Source organism: Methylibium sp. T29, from assembly GCF_000576205.1.
Taxonomy (GTDB): Bacteria; Pseudomonadota; Gammaproteobacteria; order Burkholderiales; family Burkholderiaceae_C; genus Methylibium; species Methylibium petroleiphilum.
The window spans coordinates 1-2921 of sequence record NZ_AZND01000344.1; the positions used below are offsets into that span (position 1 = coordinate 1).

General features: G+C 63.2%; 3 protein-coding genes and 1 pseudogene. 2 read left to right on the forward strand and 2 right to left on the reverse strand.

The genetic code is table 11. From position 1 onward, the window contains the following. The first annotated feature begins 23 nt into the window (after positions 1-23). The gene (locus x551_RS20555) at positions 24-266 is read left to right on the forward strand and encodes a transposase (protein WP_000844627.1); all 243 of its coding nucleotides are present in this window, start codon (positions 24-26) and stop codon (positions 264-266) included. 31 nt (positions 267-297) lie between these two features. On the opposite strand, the gene tetR(A) is transcribed toward x551_RS20555, so the two are convergent. Beyond that, positions 298-948, reverse strand: a complete 651-nt coding sequence (gene tetR(A) / locus x551_RS20560) for a tetracycline resistance transcriptional repressor TetR(A) (RefSeq protein ID WP_000164043.1) — start codon at positions 946-948, stop codon at positions 298-300. Between the two features lie 105 nt (positions 949-1053). On the opposite strand from tetR(A), the gene tet(A) reads away from it, so the two are divergent. Next, positions 1054-2253: a tetracycline efflux MFS transporter Tet(A) gene (gene tet(A) / locus x551_RS20565; RefSeq protein WP_012579085.1), complete on the forward strand. Its 1200-nt coding sequence runs from the start codon at positions 1054-1056 to the stop codon at positions 2251-2253. A gap of 31 nt (positions 2254-2284) precedes the next feature. Here the strand turns inward: tet(A) and x551_RS24720 are convergent. Next, positions 2285-2921, reverse strand: a pseudogene (locus x551_RS24720) (EamA family transporter); the annotation flags it as partial.

Sequence of the window (2921 nt, forward strand, 5' to 3'; positions counted from 1 at the left end):
ATCTCATCTGCGCAAGGCAGAACGTGAAGACGGCCGCCCTGGACCTCGCCCGCGAGCGCCAGGCGCACGAGGCCGGCGCGCGGACCCGCGCCACGGCCCACGAGCGGACGCCGCAGCAGGAGCGCCAGAAGGCCGCCAGAGAGGCCGAGCGCGGCCGTGAGGCTTGGACGCTAGGGCAGGGCATGAAAAAGCCCGTAGCGGGCTGCTACGGGCGTCTGACGCGGTGGAAAGGGGGAGGGGATGTTGTCTACATGGCTCTGCTGTAGTGAGTGGGTTGCGCTCCGGCAGCGGTCCTGATCAATCGTCACCCTTTCTCGGTCCTTCAACGTTCCTGACAACGAGCCTCCTTTTCGCCAATCCATCGACAATCACCGCGAGTCCCTGCTCGAACGCTGCGTCCGGACCGGCTTCGTCGAAGGCGTCTATCGCGGCCCGCAACAGCGGCGAGAGCGGAGCCTGTTCAACGGTGCCGCCGCGCTCGCCGGCATCGCTGTCGCCGGCCTGCTCCTCAAGCACGGCCCCAACAGTGAAGTAGCTGATTGTCATCAGCGCATTGACGGCGTCCCCGGCCGAAAAACCCGCCTCGCAGAGGAAGCGAAGCTGCGCGTCGGCCGTTTCCATCTGCGGTGCGCCCGGTCGCGTGCCGGCATGGATGCGCGCGCCATCGCGGTAGGCGAGCAGCGCCTGCCTGAAGCTGCGGGCATTCCCGATCAGAAATGAGCGCCAGTCGTCGTCGGCTCTCGGCACCGAATGCGTATGATTCTCCGCCAGCATGGCTTCGGCCAGTGCGTCGAGCAGCGCCCGCTTGTTCCTGAAGTGCCAGTAAAGCGCCGGCTGCTGAACCCCCAACCGTTCCGCCAGTTTGCGTGTCGTCAGACCGTCTACGCCGACCTCGTTCAACAGGTCCAGGGCGGCACGGATCACTGTATTCGGCTGCAACTTTGTCATGCTTGACACTTTATCACTGATAAACATAATATGTCCACCAACTTATCAGTGATAAAGAATCCGCGCGTTCAATCGGACCAGCGGAGGCTGGTCCGGAGGCCAGACGTGAAACCCAACAGACCCCTGATCGTAATTCTGAGCACTGTCGCGCTCGACGCTGTCGGCATCGGCCTGATTATGCCGGTGCTGCCGGGCCTCCTGCGCGATCTGGTTCACTCGAACGACGTCACCGCCCACTATGGCATTCTGCTGGCGCTGTATGCGTTGGTGCAATTTGCCTGCGCACCTGTGCTGGGCGCGCTGTCGGATCGTTTCGGGCGGCGGCCAATCTTGCTCGTCTCGCTGGCCGGCGCCACTGTCGACTACGCCATCATGGCGACAGTGCCTTTCCTTTGGGTTCTCTATATCGGGCGGATCGTGGCCGGCATCACCGGGGCGACTGGGGCGGTAGCCGGCGCTTATATTGCCGATATCACTGATGGCGATGAGCGCGCGCGGCACTTCGGCTTCATGAGCGCCTGTTTCGGGTTCGGGATGGTCGCGGGACCTGTGCTCGGTGGGCTGATGGGCGGTTTCTCCCCCCACGCTCCGTTCTTCGCCGCGGCAGCCTTGAACGGCCTCAATTTCCTGACGGGCTGTTTCCTTTTGCCGGAGTCGCACAAAGGCGAACGCCGGCCGTTACGCCGGGAGGCTCTCAACCCGCTCGCTTCGTTCCGGTGGGCCCGGGGCATGACCGTCGTCGCCGCCCTGATGGCGGTCTTCTTCATCATGCAACTTGTCGGACAGGTGCCGGCCGCGCTTTGGGTCATTTTCGGCGAGGATCGCTTTCACTGGGACGCGACCACGATCGGCATTTCGCTTGCCGCATTTGGCATTCTGCATTCACTCGCCCAGGCAATGATCACCGCCCCTGTAGCCGCCCGGCTCGGCGAAAGGCGGGCACTCATGCTCGGAATGATTGCCGACGGCACAGGCTACATCCTGCTTGCCTTCGCGACACGGGGATGGATGGCGTTCCCGATCATGGTCCTGCTTGCTTCGGGTGGCATCGGAATGCCGGCGCTGCAAGCAATGTTGTCCAGGCAGGTGGATGAGGAACGTCAGGGGCAGCTGCAAGGCTCACTGGCGGCGCTCACCAGCCTGACCTCGATCGTCGGACCCCTCCTCTTCACGGCGATCTATGCGGCTTCTATAACAACGTGGAACGGGTGGGCATGGATTGCAGGCGCTGCCCTCTACTTGCTCTGCCTGCCGGCGCTGCGTCGCGGGCTTTGGAGCGGCGCAGGGCAACGAGCCGATCGCTGATCGTGGAAACGATAGGCCTATGCCATGCGGGTCAAGGCGACTTCCGGCAAGCTATACGCGCCTAGGAGTGCGGTTGGAACGTTGGCCCAGCCAGATACTCCCGATCACGAGCAGGACGCCGATGATTTGAAGCGCACTCAGCGTCTGATCCAAGAACAACCATCCTAGCAACACGGCGGTCCCCGGGCTGAGAAAGCCCAGTAAGGAAACAACTGTAGGTTCGAGTCGCGAGATCCCCCGGAACCAAAGGAAGTAGGTTAAACCCGCTCCGATCAGGCCGAGCCACGCCAGGCCGAGAACATTGGTTCCTGTAGGCATCGGGATTGGCGGATCAAACACTAAAGCTACTGGAACGAGCAGAAGTCCTCCGGCCGCCAGTTGCCAGGCGGTAAAGGTGAGCAGAGGCACGGGAGGTTGCCACTTGCGGGTCAGCACGGTTCCGAACGCCATGGAAACCGCCCCCGCCAGGCCCGCTGCGACGCCGACAGGATCTAGCGCTGCGTTTGGTGTCAACACCAACAGCGCCACGCCCGCAGTTCCGCAAATAGCCCCCAGGACCGCCATCAATCGTATCGGGCTACCTAGCAGAGCGGCAGAGATGAACACGACCATCAGCGGCTGCACAGCGCCTACCGTCGCCGCGACCCCGCCCGGCAGGCGGTAGACCG